20 protein-coding genes are annotated in these 19,287 nt (G+C 63.5%); 11 read left to right on the top strand and 9 right to left on the bottom strand.

Annotation, left to right across the window (positions count from 1 at the left end; all coding sequences use genetic code 11):
* Window positions 1-67: 67 nt before the first annotated feature.
* Both MXAZACID_RS12670 and MXAZACID_RS12665 read right to left on the bottom strand, forming a co-directional pair.
* Entirely contained in the window at window positions 68-277 is a 210-nt protein-coding gene (locus tag MXAZACID_RS12670) for a cold-shock protein (protein ID WP_008494800.1), read from the bottom strand.
* A gap of 201 nt (window positions 278-478) precedes the next feature.
* Window positions 479-910, bottom strand: coding sequence for a hypothetical protein (locus MXAZACID_RS12665; protein WP_008494797.1), 432 nt, complete (start codon window positions 908-910; stop codon window positions 479-481).
* 99 nt (window positions 911-1,009) lie between these two features.
* Here MXAZACID_RS12665 and MXAZACID_RS18350 point away from each other — a divergent pair, with 99 nt between their 5' ends.
* Complete coding sequence (locus tag MXAZACID_RS18350; RefSeq protein WP_008494796.1) at window positions 1,010-1,741, top strand: HNH endonuclease; 732 nt, start codon at window positions 1,010-1,012, stop codon at window positions 1,739-1,741.
* A 5-nt stretch (window positions 1,742-1,746) separates the two neighbouring features.
* Here MXAZACID_RS18350 and MXAZACID_RS12660 read toward each other — a convergent pair whose 3' ends face one another.
* The 4 genes from MXAZACID_RS12660 to MXAZACID_RS12645 all read right to left on the bottom strand — a co-directional run bounded on the left by MXAZACID_RS12660 (window position 1,747) and on the right by MXAZACID_RS12645 (window position 4,658).
* The gene (locus tag MXAZACID_RS12660; RefSeq protein WP_008494795.1) at window positions 1,747-2,244 is read right to left on the bottom strand and encodes a TIGR00645 family protein; all 498 of its coding nucleotides are present in this window, start codon (window positions 2,242-2,244) and stop codon (window positions 1,747-1,749) included.
* 68 nt (window positions 2,245-2,312) lie between these two features.
* Window positions 2,313-3,407, bottom strand: coding sequence for a redox-regulated ATPase YchF (ychF, locus tag MXAZACID_RS12655; RefSeq protein ID WP_008494794.1), 1,095 nt, complete (start codon window positions 3,405-3,407; stop codon window positions 2,313-2,315).
* Window positions 3,407-3,985 (bottom strand): aminoacyl-tRNA hydrolase, encoded by a 579-nt coding sequence (gene pth, locus MXAZACID_RS12650; RefSeq protein ID WP_039885365.1) that lies wholly within the window; start codon window positions 3,983-3,985, stop codon window positions 3,407-3,409. The genes ychF and pth overlap by 1 nt, the downstream gene beginning before the upstream one ends.
* 19 nt (window positions 3,986-4,004) lie before the next feature.
* Window positions 4,005-4,658 (bottom strand): 50S ribosomal protein L25/general stress protein Ctc, encoded by a 654-nt coding sequence (locus MXAZACID_RS12645; protein WP_026438954.1) that lies wholly within the window; start codon window positions 4,656-4,658, stop codon window positions 4,005-4,007.
* Between the two features lie 111 nt (window positions 4,659-4,769).
* On the opposite strand from MXAZACID_RS12645, the gene MXAZACID_RS12640 reads away from it, so the two are divergent.
* Window positions 4,770-5,558 carry a carbon-nitrogen hydrolase family protein gene (locus MXAZACID_RS12640; RefSeq protein WP_008494791.1) on the top strand — a complete coding sequence of 263 codons (789 nt, stop codon included), beginning with the start codon at window positions 4,770-4,772 and terminating at the stop codon, window positions 5,556-5,558.
* 3 nt (window positions 5,559-5,561) lie between these two features.
* Entirely contained in the window at window positions 5,562-6,245 is a 684-nt protein-coding gene (locus MXAZACID_RS12635; RefSeq protein ID WP_008494789.1) for an alpha/beta fold hydrolase, read from the top strand.
* Between the two features lie 125 nt (window positions 6,246-6,370).
* On the opposite strand, the gene MXAZACID_RS12630 is transcribed toward MXAZACID_RS12635, so the two are convergent.
* Both MXAZACID_RS12630 and MXAZACID_RS12625 read right to left on the bottom strand, forming a co-directional pair.
* Window positions 6,371-8,284, bottom strand: coding sequence for a ferrous iron transporter B (locus MXAZACID_RS12630; protein WP_008494788.1), 1,914 nt, complete (start codon window positions 8,282-8,284; stop codon window positions 6,371-6,373).
* 14 nt (window positions 8,285-8,298) lie between these two features.
* Window positions 8,299-8,607: a FeoA family protein gene (locus MXAZACID_RS12625; RefSeq protein ID WP_240376669.1), complete on the bottom strand. Its 309-nt coding sequence runs from the start codon at window positions 8,605-8,607 to the stop codon at window positions 8,299-8,301.
* 128 nt (window positions 8,608-8,735) lie between these two features.
* Between MXAZACID_RS12625 and MXAZACID_RS12620 the strand changes: the two genes are divergently transcribed.
* The 5 genes from MXAZACID_RS12620 to MXAZACID_RS12600 all read left to right on the top strand — a co-directional run bounded on the left by MXAZACID_RS12620 (window position 8,736) and on the right by MXAZACID_RS12600 (window position 14,084).
* Window positions 8,736-10,514, top strand: coding sequence for a glucan ABC transporter ATP-binding protein/ permease (locus MXAZACID_RS12620; RefSeq protein ID WP_039885451.1), 1,779 nt, complete (start codon window positions 8,736-8,738; stop codon window positions 10,512-10,514).
* A 47-nt stretch (window positions 10,515-10,561) separates the two neighbouring features.
* On the top strand, window positions 10,562-10,993 hold the full coding sequence (locus MXAZACID_RS12615; protein WP_008494785.1) for a CBS domain-containing protein: 432 nt from the start codon (window positions 10,562-10,564) through the stop codon (window positions 10,991-10,993).
* 170 nt (window positions 10,994-11,163) lie between these two features.
* Window positions 11,164-12,375: a 5-aminolevulinate synthase gene (hemA, locus tag MXAZACID_RS12610; protein WP_008494783.1), complete on the top strand. Its 1,212-nt coding sequence runs from the start codon at window positions 11,164-11,166 to the stop codon at window positions 12,373-12,375.
* Entirely contained in the window at window positions 12,372-13,148 is a 777-nt protein-coding gene (locus tag MXAZACID_RS12605; protein ID WP_008494782.1) for an SDR family oxidoreductase, read from the top strand. Before hemA ends, MXAZACID_RS12605 begins: the two co-directional genes overlap by 4 nt.
* 357 nt (window positions 13,149-13,505) lie before the next feature.
* Window positions 13,506-14,084: an acetate uptake transporter family protein gene (locus MXAZACID_RS12600; RefSeq protein WP_008494781.1), complete on the top strand. Its 579-nt coding sequence runs from the start codon at window positions 13,506-13,508 to the stop codon at window positions 14,082-14,084.
* 178 nt (window positions 14,085-14,262) lie between these two features.
* Here the strand turns inward: MXAZACID_RS12600 and MXAZACID_RS12595 are convergent, their stop codons facing one another.
* Window positions 14,263-16,281, bottom strand: a complete 2,019-nt coding sequence (locus MXAZACID_RS12595) for a bifunctional diguanylate cyclase/phosphodiesterase (protein ID WP_083878751.1) — start codon at window positions 16,279-16,281, stop codon at window positions 14,263-14,265.
* A 208-nt stretch (window positions 16,282-16,489) separates the two neighbouring features.
* Between MXAZACID_RS12595 and MXAZACID_RS12590 the strand changes: the two genes are divergently transcribed.
* Genes MXAZACID_RS12590 through MXAZACID_RS12580 form a run of 3 tightly spaced genes read left to right on the top strand, consistent with a single transcriptional unit; the run spans window position 16,490 to window position 19,276 of the window.
* Entirely contained in the window at window positions 16,490-16,780 is a 291-nt protein-coding gene (locus MXAZACID_RS12590; protein ID WP_008494779.1) for a hypothetical protein, read from the top strand.
* The gene (gene fabI, locus MXAZACID_RS12585) at window positions 16,777-17,562 is read left to right on the top strand and encodes an enoyl-ACP reductase FabI (RefSeq protein WP_008494778.1); all 786 of its coding nucleotides are present in this window, start codon (window positions 16,777-16,779) and stop codon (window positions 17,560-17,562) included. The genes MXAZACID_RS12590 and fabI overlap by 4 nt, the downstream gene beginning before the upstream one ends.
* Before the next feature lie 10 nt (window positions 17,563-17,572).
* Window positions 17,573-19,276: an alpha/beta hydrolase gene (locus MXAZACID_RS12580; RefSeq protein WP_008494777.1), complete on the top strand. Its 1,704-nt coding sequence runs from the start codon at window positions 17,573-17,575 to the stop codon at window positions 19,274-19,276.
* The last annotated feature ends 11 nt before the right edge of the window (window positions 19,277-19,287 follow it).

The raw sequence follows: 19,287 nt of genomic DNA, 5'->3' as shown, positions 1-19,287 counted from the left end.
AAAAAGCCTCAAGCTGAAAGCTTGAGGCTCTGAAATAGCCGGAAAGCGAGCTTGCCGGCTATTCGGCTTACGCCGCTTCCAGGTTGTCAGCAGCGGTCTTGCCGCTGCGGCGATCCTGCACCTGCTCGAATTTGACCTTCTGGCCTTCATTCAGGCTGCGCATGCCAGCGCGCTCCACAGCGGAGATGTGCACGAACACATCCGGGCCGCCGGTCTCCGGGCTGATGAAGCCGTAGCCCTTGGTTTCGTTGAAAAATTTAACAGTGCCGATCGCCATAAGAAATTCCTAATTCATTCTTGGCTTGTCTCTGGCAGGGAACATACTCTGCCACGAAAGCCACCCGCTCCCCCCACGGCCCTGTTACATTGTCAATGTTCCAGGGCATGCGGCAAGACCGGTTTGATACGACTAGGGCCTATTGGGGAAAAGCGCAAATCCGGGCTGCAATGGCGTCTATGCGCGGCTTGGTTGGAGGGGTCAGAACGGGTTATGGATCTTGGCCAGGCTGGCCTGGATATCCGGCGGCAGGGCGGCAGGGTCGTCCGTGCCGATCCACTCCATTTGCACGCGCTTGCCATCCGTCTCGTAAAATCCGACCCATAGTTTTGCCGCCCCCGGGTCGATGACCAGAACCGCACTTTCGCTGCCGCAATCATGGGGCATACAGAATTGTGCCATTAAATCCCCGCCGATTTTCGAAACCGGCGGCGACACGGCCATCGCCACAAGCTGTGCGCGCTGCGCCGGGCTCAGCAAAACGGCCAGCTCTTCGCGCACGACCCCTGATTTCATCAGCCCCGCCGCCGGGTAAGTGCGGGCAAATTTAGCGAGGCCGGACCAGTGAGCCGGTGCGGCGAAGGCTGGGCTGGCGAGGAGAAAAGGCAAAAACAGGATTGTGAAACGATTCATGCTTGATTACGTCCGAAACAATATGAGATTTGTAAATTATTGTTTTTAATTTCTCTAATTTGCTATTTCAAAAACCCATCACGCTGCAAAGGGAGAGTAATGATTTTCGGCGCAGAACATGTTCGAGAAGCGTTTCGTCATATTGATGAAAACGGAATCCCTGACGGTTTTCGACAATCGACGAAATGGGATGTTATTAATCCTGAAAATGGTCGCCGTTACCCGCCAAAAGCCGTTCTGCACTTAGCATCTCGATGTGCTGGCGATCCTACGCCAAATCAAGGTGGAGGTTGGCCAACAAATGATCCGTTACAAAAACGGGGATTTCAGATTCTTCTCAAGGAGCATCTTGAAACAGATTTATCAAACTCGTCGAATTTAATTCAAGACATCAACGATATCGCTGAATCAAACCAATTACCGACAACTAAAACTGCACTTATAAATGCGCGCTTAGGTCAAGGTACCTTCCGCTCCGCGTTGCTCGAAATTTGGCATGGAAAATGCGCGGTTACTGGATGTGGCGTTACGGAAGCGTTGCGGGCATCGCACATTAAAAGCTGGAGCCTATCTAATGATAAGGAGAGGCTCGACCCTAGTAACGGCATCTTGCTTACCGCCTCAATCGATGCGCTTTTTGACAAACACATTATAACTTTCAGCACTGAGGGGAAAATTTGGGCGCGGTCTGATCTATCTGCCGATACGCTTGCGAAACTCGGACTATATGGGGGTAACTCAATTACTCGTTTGGACAAAACGCAAGCTTACCTTGATAGTCATCGACAGAAATTTCTTGAAAAATATAGGGAGTGGCGTGAGTTACCTTAGGGTTTCTACTCCTTATGCTCCACCCGGTCCGTCAGCGCCAAAACCAGGGACAGCAGCCCGAAGGCCAGCACGATCACCAACTGCCAGAACAAATTCCGGTCGCTCTCATTGCCGACATCCAGAAAACTGCGCAGCAGATGCACGGCACCGATCACCGTCATCGAAGCCAGAAGTTTCAGCTTCAGCCCGGAGAAATCGATCTTCGACATCCATTCCGGCCGTGGGTCGCTCTCATCAAACGCTACCTTGCGCACGAAATTCTCGTAGCCGGAGAGGATCACCAGCACGACGAGATTGGCGGTGAGTGAGAGGTCGATCAGCGAGAGGCTGAAGATCAGCAGCTGGTTTTCGGTGATACTGGCGATGGTCGGCAGCGCATGCGCCAGCTCGCCGATGAAATACACCACGATGATGCCGAGCAGCACCAGCATCGCCAGATAGACCGGCACGATCAGCCAGCGCCCGCCGAACAATATGGCTTCGATGATGCGCGTGGGGGACATGCTGGCTCCTGGAACAAAAAAGGGGCGCTCCCGTCGCCGGGGCGCCCCTTTATCCTAGCCTGCCCGGCTTACACGTTGAAGCGGAACAGCATCACGTCGCCATCCTTGACGACATATTCCTTGCCCTCGACCCGCAGCTTGCCGGTATCCCGCGCCCCGGCCTCGCCCTTGTTGGCGACGTAATCGTCATAGGCGATGGTCTCGGCGGCGATGAAGCCGCGCTCGAAATCGCCATGGATCACCCCGGCCGCACCCGGCGCCTTGGTGCCCTTGATGATCGTCCAGGCCCGGGTTTCCTTCGGCCCGACGGTGAAATAGGTGATCAGCCCGAGCAGCTGGTAGCCGGCGCGGATGATGCGGTCCAGCCCGCTATCCTCCAGCCCCAGATCCGCCAGGAAGCCGGCCCGGTCCTCATCCGGCAGCTGGCTCACCTCGGCCTCGATCGCGGCCGAGATGATCACATGCGCCGCCCCCTGCGCCTTGGCCATCTCCGCCACCCGGGCGGATTGGGCATTGCCGGTGGCGGCCGCGGCTTCCTCGACATTGCACACATACAGAACCGGCTTGGAGGTGAGCAGGTTGAGCCGCTTCACCGCCTCCTCCTCGCCCTTGGGGATGGCCGTGCGGACCGGCTTGCCCTCTTCCAGCAGCTTGATCAGCGGCTCGATCAGCTCCAGCTCGGCGGCGGCCGCCTTGTCGTTGCTCTTGGCCTTTTTCTGCAGCAGCGGCACGCGCTTGGTCAGGCTCTCAAGGTCCGCCAGCATCAGCTCGGTTTCCACCGTCTCGGCGTCGCGCACCGGGTCAATCGAGCCTTCGACATGGGTGATGTCGTCATCCTCGAAGCAGCGCAGCACATGCACGATGGCATCCACCTCGCGGATATTCGCCAGGAACTGGTTGCCCAGCCCCTCGCCCTTGGAGGCGCCGCGCACCAGCCCGGCAATATCCACGAATTCCAGGCTGGTCGGCACCTGCTTCTGGCTCTTGCCGATCTCGGCAAGGGCGCCCATCCGCTTATCCGGCACCGCCACCCGGCCGACATTCGGCTCGATGGTGCAGAACGGATAATTCGCCGCCTGGGCGGCCACCGTCGCGGTCAGCGCATTGAACAGCGTGGACTTGCCGACATTCGGCAGGCCCACGATCCCGCAATTGAAACCCATTATTTCTGCACTCCGTTGACCAGCGCCAGGCGCGTCATGAAATCCTCTGGCTTGCCCTCGGCCAGCAACGCGGCATGATCCGCCACGCCGTCCAGCACCGGGCCGAGCCAGGCTTGATCCTGTTTTGAAAAATCCCCGAGCACATGGCCGGTCACCCGGGCTTTATCGCCAGGATGGCCGATGCCCAGACGCACCCGCCAGTAATCCGGGGTGGAGAGATGCTTATCCATGCTGCGCAGCCCGTTATGGCCGGCATTGCCGCCGCCTTTCTTCACCCGGATTTTCCCAGGCTCCAGATCCAGCTCGTCATGGAAGGCCGTGATGTCCGCGGCGGCGATCTTGTAGAAGGAGGATGCCTCCTGCACCGCCTCGCCGGACAGGTTCATGTAGGTCATCGGCTTCAGCAGCAAAATCTTCTGCGTGCCGATGCGCCCCTCGGCGGTCATGCCCTTGAAACGGGCGCGCCAGGGGGAGAAGCCATAGCGGGAGGCAATCGCGTCCACCGCCATGAAGCCGATATTATGGCGTTGCCGCGCCATGCCCGGTTCCGGGTTTCCTAGACCAACCCAAAGCAGCATGGCGCGGTAACTTTACGTCTTACTTCTTGCCGCCCTTCTTGGCGCCGCCCTTGGCAGCGGCGGCAGCGGCGGCGGCAGCGGCCTCGGCAGCCAGCTGCTCGGCGCTCACCAGCGGCGGGGCGATGGTGGCGATGACGAAGTCGCGGCCGGTGATCACCGGCTTGCAGTTCTCAGCGCCCTGCAGATCGTGCCAACGCACATTGTCGTTGATGTCCAGCTTGCCGAGATCGATCTCGAACTTCTCGGGGATGTGGTCGGCGTCCACCACCACTTCCACCTTGTGGCGCACAACGTTCAGCACGCCGCCGCGCTTCAGGCCCGGCGAGGTCGCTTCGTTGAGGAAGTGCACGGCCACGGCCACCTTCACCGGCTCACCGGCGACGAGGCGCTGGAAATCCACATGCTCGGGCTGGTCGGTGACCGGGTGGAAGGAGACATCACGCATCAGCGCGCGGGTCTTGGTCCCGGCCACGTCGATCTCGTACAGGCGCGAGCGCCAGCCGCCACGCTTCAGCTCCTTCATCACGGTGCGCGGGTCGAGCGCGATCAGGCTCGGCTCCTGGCGGGCACCATAAATCACGGCGGGCACCTTGCCCTCACGCCTCGTCGCCCGCGCCACCCCCTTGCCGGCACGCGAACGAGCAGAGGCTTCAATCAGTTCAAAATCAGCCATTTTCAGCTCCATAAAACAACAAAAGCCGGCCTCCAGGGGTGCCGGCGGGCGGGGTTTATCGGGTTTTTCCAGGATTTTCAACATTTGCGCGCCGGTGCTACGCTGTCATGCATGAAAATCGCGCTGTATCAGGGCCCCGGATGCGTCAACGACCTCGAAGCCGGCTTCGCGCATCTGCGCGCGCAGGCGGCCTCGGCCAAGGCGCAGGGGGCAGATTTGCTCATCCTGCCGGAAATGTATCTCTCCGGCTATAATATCGGCCCGCAGGCGGCGCTGGCGCTGGCCATCCCGCAATCCGGCCTGGCCCCGGCGCAGGCGGCGGCGGCGGATCTGAACATCGCGCTGGTCTTCGGCTATCCGGAGCTGGTGGCGGGCCAGGTGGCGAATGCCGCCGTGCTGATCGGCCCGGATGGGCGGATTTTGCTGAATTACCGCAAGACGCATCTGTTCGGCGATCTCGACCGGGACATGTTCAAGCAGCGCGGCCAGGATTTCCCGGTGGCCGAGCTGGGCGGGCTGAAACTCGGGCTGCTGATCTGCTACGATATCGAATTCCCCGAACCGGCGCGCACTCTGGCCCTGGCCGGGGTGGATCTGCTGCTGGTCCCCACCGCGCAGATGGAGCCTTACGAGCAGGTGGCGCGGCATGTGATCCCGGCGCGGGCTTATGAGAACCAGGTCTATCTGGCTTATGCCAACCATTCGGGTGAGGAGAACGGGCTGGGCTATATCGGGCTCTCCTCCATCTGCGGGCCGAACGGGGCGGTGCTGGCGATGGCGGGGACGGGTGAGGAGATGATTTTCGCCGAGATCGACCCGGCGCATCATCAGGCGGTGCGGCAGGCGGACCCGTTCTTCACCGACCGCCGGCCGGGGCTGTACGGGCCGATCGCGGGCTGAACCATGGCTGTGTTTCTGCTGGTACCCGGCGCCTGGCATGGCGCCTGGTGCTGGGAGGCGCTGACCCCGCTGCTGGAAGCGGCCGGGCATCAGGTGATCGCGCCGGATCTCGTGCAGGTCCCGACGGGGGTCAACCCGCTGCCGCTCTGGGCGCGGCAAGTGGCGGATCTGGCGCTGGCGGCGCCGGAGCCGGTGCTGCTGGTCGGCCATAGCCGGGGCGGGCTGGTGATTTCGGAAGCCGGCGCAATCGCCCCCCAGGCGGTCCGCAAGCTGGTCTATCTCACCGGCTTTCTGCTGCCGCCGGGCGGGAGCATGCAGAGCGCCATGGCCATGAAGGAAGCCGGTGGCGCGCCGGATTATCTACGCCCGGCACGCGGGCGCTGCCTGGCGGTAGCAGCTGAGGCGGTGGTGCCCCGGTTTTACAATCTCGCCCCGCCGGAGCTGGTGGCCCGTGCCGCCGCGCGGCTGCGGCCGGAGCCGATGGGGAGTTTCTCGGCATCCCTCACCGCCACGCCGGACCTGCCCCGCGCCTATATAGAATGCACCGAGGACAGGATTTTGCCTCTGGCCTTGCAGCGGGCGATGCAGGCGGCGCTGCCGTGCGAAACGGTCCTGACCCTGCAAGCCGACCACTCCCCCTTCCTCTCAACACCCAAAGCTTTAGCCAATGCGCTAGAACGCGCCTAACCCCCGAGGTAAGGAGCAAAAGTTTTTGGGGGGCGGAGGCGCCAAAGGTTCCAATGCTGCGCAGCAGCGTTGGAAAGGCGCCGGAGGGGTGGGGGACTTTTTCCAAAAAGTCCCCCATGACTTGCCTACCCAAGCCCGGCCAGACAAGCCAGCTGATAGGTCACGAACGCCGCCCCGTAGGCCAGCGCCAGCATATAGGCGAACACCAAAGCCGCCCATTGCCAGCCGCCGGTCTCGCGGCGGATGGTCGCCAGGGTGGAGGCGCATTGCGGCGAGAACACGTACCAGGCCAGCAGCGCCAGCGCGGTCGCGATGCTCCAATGCGCCGCCAGCACCCCGCCCAGATGCCCCGGATTATCCGCCGAGGCGGAGATGGAATAGACCGTACCGAGGGCGGCCACCGCCACCTCGCGCGCCGCCATGCCGGGGATCAGCGCGACATTGATCTGCCAGTTGAAACCGATCGGCTGGAAGATCGGCGCCAGCACATGGCCGATCCAGGCGGCGGCGCTGTAATCGATGGCGGGCTGGGTGGCGCCTTTCGGGGCCAGCGGCAGCGAGCAGAGCGCCCAGATCACGATCATCATCGAGAAAATCGTCGTGCCGGCGCGCTTCAGAAACGCCTTCGCGCGCTGCCAGAGGCCGATGGCGACACTGCGCGGGCTCGGCATCTTGTAATCCGGCAGCTGCAGCAGGAACGGGTCATGCTGCGCCTTGCGCCAGACCAGGCGCTTCATGATGAAGGACACACCCAAAGCCGCGACAATGCCGACCGCATAGAGCCCGAACATCACCAGCCCCTGCAGCTGGATGCCCAGCACATGCCTGTCCGGAATGAAGGCGCCGATGATCAGCGTATAGACCGGAATCCGCGCCGAGCAGGTCATCAAAGGCGCCACCAGGATCGTCGCCAGCCGGTCCCGCCGGCCATCGATCACCCGGGTGGCCATGATGCCGGGAATGGCGCAGGCGAAGCTGGAGAGCAGCGGAATGAAGGCCCGCCCATGCAGCCCGGCCCCGCCCATGATCCTGTCCATCAGGAAGGCGGCGCGGGCCATATAGCCGAAATCCTCCAGCACCAGAATGAAGAAGAACAGGATCAAAATCTGCGGCAGGAACACCACCACGGAGCCGACGCCGTTCAACACGCCATCGCGCAGGAAGGAGAGCAACGGCCCGGCGGGCAGCACATGCCCGGCCAGCACGCCCAGCCAATCGAACAGGTTGGAAATCGCGTCCATCGGCGCCTGCGCCCAGGTGAACACCGCCTGGAACATCACGAACAGGATGGCGAACAGCACCACCAGCCCGGCGATGGGGTGCAGCAGCACCTTATCGATGCGCGCCGTGGTGCTGTAGGTCTGCGCCGGCATCGTCACGCAGGCGGCGATCAACGCATCCGCCTGGCGTTGCAGGTCGCGCATGGCGTGGCGGTCCGGCGCTTCCCAGGCGGGCACGGGCTTGGGCGCCGGCAGCCCCAGCGCCACACGCTCATCCAGGAAGGCCAGCAGCTCGCGGATGCCGGCCTTGCGCACCGCCACCGAGGCGATGACCGGCATGCCCAGCATCCCCGCCAGCTTTTCAGTATCGATGACGATGCCGCGATTCTTGGCGATATCCGCCATGTTCAGCACCAGCGCCATCGGCGCGCCGAGCGCTTTCAGCTCCAGCGCCAGCCGCAGCGAGAGCCGCAGATCCGTCGCATCCGCCACGCAGAGCAGAAATTCCGGCAGCGCCTCGCTGGCCACCCGGCCCAGCACGACGTCACGGGCGATCACCTCATCCGGGCTGCGGGCGCGCAAGGAGTAGGTGCCGGGCAGATCCAGCACCCGGATGGCGCGCCCGCCCGGCGTGGTGAAATTGCCGGCCTTGCGCTCAACCGTGACCCCTGGATAATTCGCCACATGCTGGCGGCTGCCGGTCAAGGCGTTGAAAAGCGCGGTCTTGCCGCAATTGGGGTTGCCGATCAGCGCGATCCGCGCGGTATTGTCGGCAAGCAAAACGGCGCCGTTTTCCGGGGCCTCGGCGCAATGGCTCATCTGTTAAATCCGGTTCAGGCGGGCACCACCAGCACCGCGCTGGCTTCCCGCCGGCGCAGCGCGAAGGTGGCGCGGCCATTGATCCGCACCGCGATCGGGTCGCGCCGGATCAGCCCCTGGTGCAGCACCTCGATCTCGGCCCCCTCCACCAGCCCCATCTCCAGCAGCCGGCGCTCCAGCTCCTCTTCCGGCAGGCTGCCCTGCACGCCGATCGGGTCCACCGCGAGAATATTGCCTTTGAAGCCGGGCTTCGCCTGCCCCAGCGTCATGTCACGCGGGGTGGTTCCAGCATCGGACGAGCCTAAATGGGTCTGGCGCAGCACTTGATATCCCCAGCAGAGGTTTGAAGCCCAGACTTAATGCGAATGAATGTCAAAAACAATGATTTGAATCAAGGCGCCGAGTCATCCCCGCCATGCGCCAGCCCCATTTGCCCTTCAGGCTGGCCAGGATGAAATTTTTCGCCCTCTATGCCCGCGTGCTCGGCCTGCTCCGGCAGGACCGCGCCATCGCCTGGTTCCTGGTCCTGGCCAATCTGGCGGTGATGGGCTTTCAGTTCGCCGAGCCAGTGCTGTTCGGCCGGGTCATCAATCTGCTCACCGGGGCCGATGCGCAGGCGCGGGCCGCGGTGGTGCGAGGGGCGGTGAGGCTGCTCGGGCTTTGGGCGATGGTCGGGCTGGCCAGCATCGGCGCCAGCATCGTGCTCGCCGTGCAGGCCGAGCGGCTGGCGCATCGCAACCGGCTGCTGGCGATGAGCCGGTTTTACCAGCATGTGCTCTCAATGCCGCCCGCCTTCCATACCCGCCGCCATTCCGGCCAGCTGATGAAAATCATGCTCTCCGGCGCCGACGCTCTGTTCTGGATGTGGCTGACCTTCTTCAAGGAGCATCTGGCCACGGCACTCGCCATTCTGCTGCTGCTGCCGCTCACTCTGGTGCTGAACTGGCGGCTGGCGCTGGCGCTGATCCTGCTGGTGGTGCTGTTTTGCGCCCTCACCGCCTTCGTGATCACCCGCACGGAAACCGCCCAGCGCCAGGTCGAGCGCCACCAGTCCAACCTCGCCGGCACCGCGCAGGATACGCTGGCGAATGTGCTGGTGGTGCAGGCCTTCACCCGCCTCACCGCCGAGACCACCCAGTTCCGCCGCACCAGCGAGGCGGTGCTGAACCGGCAGATCCCGGTGCTGAACTGGTGGGCGCTGCTCAGCGTCGTCACCTCGGCGGCCAGCACCATCACCATCATCGTCATCTTCATGCTGGGCACGCTGTTGCATCTGCGCGGCCAGGCGAGTGTCGGCGCCATCGTCACCTTCATGGGCTTTGCCATGCTGCTGGTCGGGCGGCTGACCGGGGCGATGGGCTTCATCTCCCGGCTGTTCCTGCAAATGCCCACCCTGGCGGAATTCTTCACCGTGCTGGACGCGCCCAGCCTGCTGCCCGAGGCGCCGGGGGCCAAAGCTTTGGCGCTGCGCGCCGGCGCGGTGCGGTTCGAGCATGTCAGCTTCGGCTATCAAAGCGCGGTGCCGATCGTCGAGGATCTGGATTTCACCGCCCGCCCCGGCAGCGTCACCGCCCTGGTCGGCGCCACCGGGGCCGGCAAATCCACCACCATGGCGCTGCTGCAACGCTATTGGGATCCGAGCGCCGGCGCCATCAGCATCGACGGCCAGGATCTGCGGGCTGTCACGCTGGACTCGCTGCGCGGCGCCATCGGTGTGGTGTTTCAGGACGCCATGCTGTTCAACCGCTCCATCCGCGAGAATCTGCTCATCGGCCGCCCGGACGCGACACCGGCAGACATCCACCGCGCCTGCGAAATGGCCGAGGCGTTAAATTTCATCGAGGCGCAGCCGGAGGGTTTTGAAACCCTGATCGGCGAACGCGGTGTTAACCTTTCTGGCGGACAAAAACAGCGCCTGGCGATTGCCCGGGCGATTTTGAAAAACCCGCCAATCCTGATTCTGGATGAAGCCACTTCGGCGCTGGATGCCGCCACCGAGGCCAGCGTTTCCAGGGCCTTGCGGCAGCTGATGCAAGGGCGGACGAGCTTTGTCGTCGCGCATCGCCTCTCTACCATCCGCGATGCGGATGAGATTTTGGTGTTCGCGGCCGGGCGGATCGTCGAACGCGGGACGTTCCAGCATTTGCTGGCGCAGCGCGGCGTCTTCGCGCATCTGGTCGAAACACAGCTTACACCTGAAATGTCTGAGACCAACTCAAATAATAATTGAACCTTGCCGCGGCTTTGCCCCATACTTGCTGAAAACGGAGGAATAAAATGCTCGTAAGTGCGATCTTGAAGAACAAGCCCCCCGGTTTCGTTTCGGTTCCGGCGGATCTGCCGGTCAGCGGTGTCGTCAGCATCCTGGCGGAGAAAGTCATCGGCGCCGTGCTGGTGGTGGAAAATGGCGAGCTGATCGGCATTCTCAGCGAGCGCGACGTGGTCCGCACCCTGGCCACCCGCGCCGCTGGCACACTCTCGATGACCGCCGGCGCGCTGATGACCCGCAAGATCACCACCGGCACCCCGGAAACCACCGTCGAGCAGGCGATGGAGATGATGACCAACGGGCATTTCCGCCATCTGCCGATCCTGGAAAATGGCCGCCTCACCGGGCTGGTGAGCATTGGCGACGTGGTGAAGGCCCGGATCGACCAGAGCCAGCACGAGGTGGACAGTTTGCGCACCTACGTCGCCGGGCGGGTTTAGCGGCGCTGTAAACCGGGCGAGCTTGTGCGCCGTACAAACAAGAACAATTGTGCTTCGCACAAAGACCAACAACTGTGCTTCGCACAAAGCTGCCCGGTTGATTTGCGTCATTGACTTGGGCGGCTGGCGGGCGCTTTTTTCGCCCAGGATTTTCACGAACGCGGGTCGAGATGCATAAATTTCTTACCAAATGCGACGAGGCGCTGGCCGACATCTCGGCCCAGGGGCGCTATCGCCGTTTCGTGGCGCTGGAGAAGCTGGCTGACCGCTTCCCCTATTATTCCGTCACCATGGAAGGCCAGACGCGGGATATCCTGGTCTGGTCCACCAATGATTACCTCGCCATGGGCACCGACCCACGGGTGATCGAGGCCGCCTCCGCCGCCGCCCAGCGCTACGGTGCGGGGGCCGGCGGGACCCGCAACATCGCCGGCTCCTCGCCGCTGCATGTCGCCCTTGAGGAGGAGCTGGCCGATCTGCACGGCAAGGATGCCGCCCTACTGTTTACCTCCGGCTATGTCTCCAACCAGGCGACGCTGACGGCGATTTTGAATTCCCTGCCGGATTGGCATGTGTTCTCGGACGCGCAGAACCATAATTCCATGATCGTCGGCATCAAGGGCGGCAAGACCGCCACGGTGCATGTGTTCAAGCATAATGATCTTGCGGATCTGGAGCGGCTGCTGGCCGCCGCCCCGGCCGAGGCGCCGAAGCTGATCGTCTTCGAGAGCGTCTATTCCATGGATGGCGACATCGCCCCGATGAAGGAAATCTGCGACCTCGCGGACAAGTACAACGCCCTCACCTATCTGGACGAGGTGCATGCGGTGGGCATGTATGGCGCGCATGGCGGCGGCGTTTCCGAGCGCGATGGTGTCGCCAACCGCATCACTATCATCGAAGGCACGCTGGCCAAGGGCTATGGCTGCCATGGCGGCTATATCACCGGCGATTTCAAGGTGCTGGATTATATACGCTCGGTCGCGGCCGGGTTCATCTTCACCACCGCTCTGCCGCCGCCGACCGTCGCCGCGGCGCTGACCTCCATCCGCATCCTGAAAGAGGATGATGAGCGCCGGGCTTTGCTGTTCGACCGCGCGGAGACGCTGAAGGCGAAGTTCAAGGCGGCTGGCCTGCCGGTGATGGAGAGCAACTCCCATATCGTGCCGCTGATGATCGGCGACGCCGCCAAGGCCACCGAAGTCTCGATGCGGCTGATCCGGGAATTCGGCATGTATGCCACGCCGATCAACTATCCCACCGTGGCGCGCGGCACCGAGCGTCTGCGCTTCACCCCCGGCCCGAAACACACGGATGCGATGATGGATGACCTGGTGGCGGCCCTGCAGCAGATAGTGCTGCCGGCCAAGGTGGCGGCGTGATCGATCTCGGGCTGACGGGCAAGCCGGTTCTCGTCACTGGCGGCTCCAAGGGCATCGGCCTGGCCTGCGCCAAGGCGTTTCTGGCGCAAGGGGCAAGGGTGGCCATCGCCTCGCGCGATCAGACCAATATCGACGCCGCGCTGGCGGCGCTTCCGGGTGCCATCGGCTTCGCCGCCAATCTCTCGGATGCGGATGCGGCGCTGGCACTGCTGGACAAGACCGAGGCCGCGCTTGGGGCCCTGGAGGTGCTGGTGAACAGCGCCGGCGCCGCGCGGCGCAACCCGCCGCCGGACCTCACCCCAGACGCCTACCGCGCCGCGATGGACGCGAAATATTTCTCCACCATCAATCTGGTCGACCCCGCGATCAAGCGCATGGCCGCGCGCGGGCATGGTGCCATCGTCAACATCATCGGCGTCGGCGGCAAGGTGGCGGCCCCCGAGCATATCGCCGGCGGCGCGGCGAATGCGGCCTTGATGCTGGCCACGGCCGGCCTCGCCGCCGCCTACGCCGATTCCGGCGTGCGCATCAACGGCATCAATCCCGGGCTGACGGATACCGGCCGCGTGCAGGAAGGGCTGCAAGCCACCGCGCGTAGCCGCAACATCTCCATGGACGAGGCTTTGACCGAGACGGTGGCGAAAATCCGCGCCGGGCGGATGGCCAAGCCGGAAGAGATCGCCAATGCGGTGCTGTTCCTCGCCTCGCCGCTCTCCAGCTACGTCAACGGCGCCGTGCTGCCGATGGACGGGGTCCAGAACCCGGTCATCTGAGGGCCAAAGCGGCCTGGTTTCAGTGATCCCTCCCGGCGACGACCCAGAAGGCGCCCGATGCGGTTTCAGCCACCCATCGGATGCGCAGGAGGGCCGGAACAAAACGCTCCAAAACGAGACAAGCACGAGAGCGATATAGGTTGAGGCCGACGCGGCGGCGTCAAAATAAACACATGGAATTGCTGGCCAAAACAAAAATGAGCGCGTCCAGCTAAAGGCTTGATGCATCAGAGTTCTTCCGTGACCATGAAAAATATGCAATAAGCTACATATCAGAGGCCGAATAACGGCCCGGAAATAAAACAAAATGACAAAAAGACGACCAAAAAGCGCAACTCTTCTGGAGGAATAAAGAATATGAAGCTCGCAAACCCCGCCCCCCTCGGGCTGTTCGGCTTTGCCCTGACCACCTGGCTTCTCTGTCTAATCAATTCCGGCTTCATGCCCGCCACCGCCGTGCCGCTGGTGCTGGCCATGGCCATCGCTTTCGGCGGCACCGCGCAATTCTGCGCCGGGCTGATGGAGATGGTGAAAGGCAACAGCTTCGGCTTCGTTGCGTTCTGCTCCTACGGCGCCTTCTGGTGGAGCTTCGCGCTGTTCGTGGAATTCTTCGCCAAGGGCGTGCCGGCTGTCGCTGTCGGCTGGTATCTGCTGGTCTGGGGCGTTTTCACCATCGCGATGTGGGTCGGCACCTTCGCGCTGAACCGCACCCTGTTCCTGATCTTCGCGGCCTTGTCCGTCACCTTCCTGCTGCTCGGCTTCAAGGATCTGCTGGGCATCCCCGCCCTGGGCACACTGGGCGGCTATGGCGGGCTGATCACCGCGATCCTGGCCTTCTATCTCGGCGCTGCTGAGATCATCAACGAGGCGCATGGCCATACCGTGCTGCCGATCGGCGTGCCCGGCCCGCGCCTGAGCCACGCCGCCGCCGAATAATTTACCAACAATAAGCTAACCCCTCACTGACCCAGGCGCCGCAAGCGTCTGGGTTTTTTGCGCCCGCCGGCTTGGCGCGCGGGACAGGCTCTTGCTGTTTGTTAGAGCAATATGTGTTTATCTTGACGCTGGCGTGCCAACCTAAACACATATTGCTCTCAGCCTCCGCCTTGCCGCGTCAGGCCGCATGGGGGGCTGCGGCTTCAAACCCCGCGATCAGCCCCGCCACCGCCTCCGCCGGCACCGGCCGCGAAATCAGAAAGCCTTGAATGAAATGGCCGCCCAGCGCCGCGATGGTGTGCAGCTGCTCCAGCGTCTCCACCCCTTCCACCACGCAATCCAGCCGCAGATTATCGCACAGCGAAATGATCGTCTTGACGATATTGGCAGAGGTGGCGCTGGAATGAACATCGATCACGAAGCTGCGGTCGATCTTGATCTTATCCAGCTGCAACCGGCTGACATGGCTGAGGCTGGAAAAGCCGGTGCCGAAATCATCCAGCGCAATCCGCGCCCCCAGCGCCCGCAATTCCCGCAAACAGGATTGCGCATGCTCGAAATCATCCAGCAAGGCGGATTCCGTCACCTCGAACTCGATCCGCGACGGCGCCAGCCCGCTCCCCGTCACCAGCGTGCGGAGCCTGCTCATCGTCTCCACCGAGGTGAAATTATACGGCGAAAGATTGAAGTTCAGACTGACATGTTCCGGCCACTCCCTCGCCGCCGCCAGGGCTTTTTGCAACAGCACCGCCGTCATCGGGCAAACCAGCTGGGAGCGTTCGGCCAATGGCACGAACAGGCCCGGGCTCACCAGCCCCAGCTCCGGGCTTTGCCAGCGCGCTAGCGCCTCGAACGCCACCACCTTGCGCTGGGCGACATCCACAATCGGCTGGAACGCCACCCATAATTCAGATTCCATATCGGAATGGCGAAATGCCTGCTCCAGCCGGGCCTCGGCGCGGATGCGTGTTTCATGCTCCCGGGAGAACAGCACCATCCCGCCTTTTTCCGTCTGCTTGCCGTGATACAGCGCGTAGTCCGCGCGCTCGAACAACTCCTCGGCGGTGCCGCCGGCATCCGGATAGATCGCCACCCCCAGCGAGCTGGAAATGGTCGCCAGCCGGTCCCCGACGATGCACGGCGCTTCCAGCACATGCCGCACATCGGCGGCGAATTGCCGCACCGCCGCACCGCCCTGGCAATCGCGCAAAATCACCCCAAACTCATCCCCACCCAGCCTGGCGATGAAAATCCCCTCCCCCACCAGACGCCGCAGCCGCGCGCCGACCTGTGAGAGCAACCTGTCTCCGGCGGCGTGGCCATGCATGTCGTTGATGCCTTTGAATCGGTCCAGATCCATCAGCGCCACTGCGAGGCATCGTCCGCCTTGTGCGGCATCGCTCAGCGCCTGCTCCAGCTCGGCGAAAAACCGCCGCCGGTTGGGCAGCCCGGTGAGCGAGTCCAGATAGGCCAGACGCGAATTCTCGTCCGAAAGAAGCTGCGTCTCGCGCTGGCGGCGTTGCAATTCCCGCTCCGAATGGCTGAGGGCGACGAAATCCGCCGCATTGCGCAGCAGCATCTGCAGGGTGACAAACAGCACCAGAACCGTCCCGGCGCCGCTCAGCCGCACCGGCGTTTGCGGCGCCGAGAGAAACACCAGCGCATAAGGCACGCCGACGATCAACCCCAGCAGGATCGCCGCACTGCGCAGGCTGATCAGGCAGATGAAACAGGTGAGCAGCGTCAGCGCCACCGTAATCTCCACCTGCAAACGCTGATAGACATCGCCATAGGGCAGCAGCAGCAGCGCCCAGCCGCCGGCACAGCTCCCCAGCACCACCCCGCTGCGCCGCGCCGCGCGCAGCTTGCGCACCGCGTCCTCGCGCGGGGTCAGGTGCCGGCGCCGATGCAGCCACAGCGCCAGGCGGATCGTCGCCGTTATTAGCAGCAGCAGCGGGATCGCCCGCCCCAGCAATGGCGGCGCCACACGCATATGCGTGATTGCCAGGCTGGTCAGGTTGAAGATCAACACCAAATAGAATGCGGGCACATACTGCGACAGCGCCGCAAGCTGCGTTGCCGCCAGGGCAGGATCATCCTCCGGCAGGGCCATCAGGTCGCGCAGCCAATGCATGAAACGCGACGCCCATAACAGCTTGCGCATGGTTTCCCGGCCCCTGGAAAAAAATCTGCTCATGCCGCCAGCAGACCCGAATTTTGTAAACAAAATGTATATTCCGGAGTCGAATATTTATCCGCCGTTAACGCGCTGATGCCGCGCGATTTTCCATCCCTGTTTCGGTATGCAGCAAAAATGTCACGTCAGAGGCTTGATAAAGGTCAATGCGCCAGACCTCGAAAGATGGCTGATTCCGGGCATTGATCCTGACCCAGGAGACTGTGTTATGTCGGACAAGACCCAAAACGACCCGTTCAACGTTCTCGGCATCTCCAAGGAGTTTCTCGCCGCCGCGAAGCTCCCTTATGGCGGCGCCATGTTCACGGACATGGCCGAGCGCATGCAAAGCCTGACCCAGGCGCAGATCGCCTATGGCCAGACCATCCTGCGCGCCAACGCCACCCTGCTTTCCGCTTGGCTGGATACCAAAGCCGCGCGTGATGCCGAGGACGGGCCGCAAGCCCGGGCCGAGCGCCCCAGCAAGGCCGCGCACCGGCCGGATGTTTCCGCCCCATGACGCCCCCCGCCGCTCCGGGACGGCTTGCCGGAAAGCGCGGGCTCATTCTTGGCATCGCCAACCAGCACAGCATCGCCACCGGCTGCGCCCAGGCCTTCGCGCAGGAGGGCGCGGTGCTGGCCGCCACCTATCTCAACGACAAGGCCAAGCCCTTCGTCGAAGCCGTCACCTCCACCCTGCCCTGTGAGCTGCTGTTGCCCTGCGACGTGCAGGTGCCCGGCGCGCTGGAGGCGGTGTTCGAGGCGGTGAAGGCCCAATGGGGCGGGCTGGATTTTCTGCTGCACGCCATCGCCTTCGCCCCGGCGCAGGATCTGCACGGCCGTGTGGTGGACAGCTCCGCCGCCGGCTTCGCCCAGGCGATGGATATTTCCTGCCACTCCTTCCTGCGCGCCGCCAGGCTGGCCGAGCCCTTGATGCCGCAAGGCGGCACGCTGCTCGCGGTCACCTATCAGGGCTCCGAGCGCGTCATCCCGCATTACGGGCTGATGGGCCCGGTGAAGGCGGCGCTGGAGAGCGCCGTGCGCTACGCCGCCGCCGAGTTGGGGGGCAAGGCCATCCGGGTCAACGCCATCTCGCCCGGCCCCATCGCCACCCGTGCCGCCAGCGGCATCGAGCATTTCTCCGAGCTGCTGGACAATGCCGCCCGCCTGTCGCCGGAACGGCGGCTCGCCAGCATCGAGGATTGCGGGGCGCTCGCCGCCTTCCTGGTCTGCGATGCGGCGCGCATGCTCACCGGCCTCATCCTGCCCATCGATGGCGGTGAACATCTCATCGGGAATTAGGAAGCCTCTCATGTCCGAACCACCCCACCCCCAAGCGGATCTCGACCGCGCCTTGCACGCCGCCCAGGCGCGGCTCACTGGCGGCCTCTCCCTCGCCGCTTTGGCCCTGGCCTGGGCGGATTGGGCGCTGCATCTCGCCGACCAGCCCGGCCGGCAGCTGCAGCTCGCCCGCCAGGCCGCGAACGACGCCCAGGCCCTCACCCACCAGGCGCTGGGCCTGTCCTACGAGCCGGTGACGCCCGAGCCGCAGGATCACCGCTTCCGCGACCCGAGCTGGGCCCAGGGCCCGGCGGCCTTCGCCGTCCAGGCCTTCCTGCGCGGCGAGCGCTTCTGGCAGGCGGCTACCACCGATATCGACGGCGTCAGCCATGAGAATGAGCGTATCGTCAATTTCGCCGCCCGCCAGGTGCTGGACGTGCTCGCCCCCTCCAACTTTCCCCTCACCAACCCGGAAGTGCTCAAGCGCGCCCAGGAAAGCCAGGGCGAGAGCCTGCGCCAGGGCGCGAAAAACCTGATCGAGGATCTGCGCGCCGCCGGCACCAGCAAAACCCAGCCCCTGCCGATGCGCCCCGGCCATGACGTCGCGCTCACCCCTGGCCGGGTGGTGCTGCGCAATGAATTGCTGGAGCTGATCCAATATGCCCCGGAGACGCAGACCGTGCGCCCGGAGCCTATCCTCATCGTCCCCGCCTGGATCATGAAATATTACATCCTCGACCTCTCGCCGCAGAATTCGATGGTGAAATATCTGCTCTCCCAGGGCTTCACCGTGTTCTGCATCTCCTGGCGCAACCCGGACGCCTCGATGCGCGATGTGTCGCTGGATGATTACCGCCGCCTGGGCACCATGGCCGCCATCGACGCCGTCTCCGCCATCTGCAATGGTGAGAAAATCCACGCCGCCGGCTATTGCCTGGGCGGCACGCTGCTTTCCATCACCGCCGCCGCCATGGCGCGCGATGGCGATGAGCGGCTCGCCTCCCTCACCCTGCTCGCCGCGCAGACGGATTTCACCGAAGCCGGCGAGCTGCAGCTTTTCATCAACGAATCCCAGCTGCACTTCCTGGATGACGTGATGTGGGCGCAAGGCTATCTGGACGCCCCGCAAATGGCCGGCGCCTTCCAGATGCTGCGCGCCAACGACCTGGTCTGGTCGCAGATGATCCGCCGCTATTATCTCGGCGAGCAGGACCATCCGAATGATCTGATGTCCTGGAACATGGATGCCACCCGCATGCCCTACCGCATGCATTCGGAATATCTGCGCAAGCTGTTCCTGAATAACGACCTCGCCGAGGGCCGCTTCGAGGCCGGCGGGCGCAAGATCTCGCTGGCCGACATCAAGGCGCCGTTCTTCGTCATCGGCACCGAGACCGACCATATCGCCCCCTGGCGCTCGGTCTATAAACTGCAGCAGCTCAACCCGAATGATTTCACCTTCGTGCTCACCTCCGGCGGCCATAATGCCGGGGTGGTGAGCGAGCCGGGCCATCCGCACCGGCATTTCTGCAAGCTGGAGCGCAAGCCGGGGGATCTCTACGTGCCGCCGGATGAATGGCAGAGCCACGCTTATTGCCAGGAAGGGTCCTGGTGGCCGGACTGGGCCGGCTGGCTCGCCGCACGCTCCGGCGCCCCCACCAACCCGCCGCAGCTGGGCAACGCTGGCTACCCCGCGAAAGAGTCCGCCCCCGGCACCTATATTTTCCAACGCTGAAGGATATCACA

The sequence above is a fragment of the Acidocella sp. MX-AZ02 genome (genome assembly GCF_000306035.1).
GTDB classification, from domain to species: domain Bacteria; phylum Pseudomonadota; class Alphaproteobacteria; order Acetobacterales; family Acetobacteraceae; genus Acidocella; species Acidocella facilis.
The sequence above is the reverse complement of the archived record's forward strand: the minus strand, read 5'-3'. Positions and strand labels throughout refer to the sequence as shown.